Source organism: Streptomyces sp. P9(2023) (assembly GCF_032436795.1).
Lineage (GTDB): Bacteria > Actinomycetota > Actinomycetes > Streptomycetales > Streptomycetaceae > Streptomyces.
Window position 1 is genome coordinate 1 of sequence record NZ_JAUPWM010000630.1, and the last position, 257, is coordinate 257.

Here is a 257-nt window from a genome sequence, read left to right on the forward strand (position 1 = left end):
CGCGATGCCGAGAACGGTCGGCGCGCGGCCCGCGAGCGCTTGCACGCAGGTGCGCGTCACCGCGATTTTCTCGTCATCGCGTCGCTCAGCACGGTCGAGGCTGTCGCGATGGCCAAGGCCGCGGCCGAAGCCGGCGCTGAGGGACTCATGGTGCTGCCGCCCTACGTCTACACGTCGGATTGGCGCGAGATGAAGGCGCACGTCAGCGCCGTGATCGGCGCGACGAAACTCTCGTGCCTGCTCTACAACAACCCCGT

General features: G+C 68.1%; 1 protein-coding gene. It reads left to right on the forward strand.

Going from position 1 to position 257, the window contains the following annotated elements:
- Positions 1-257, forward strand: a 257-nt coding sequence (locus Q5762_RS38955; RefSeq protein ID WP_315897048.1) for a dihydrodipicolinate synthase family protein, incomplete at both ends; no start/stop codon positions are given.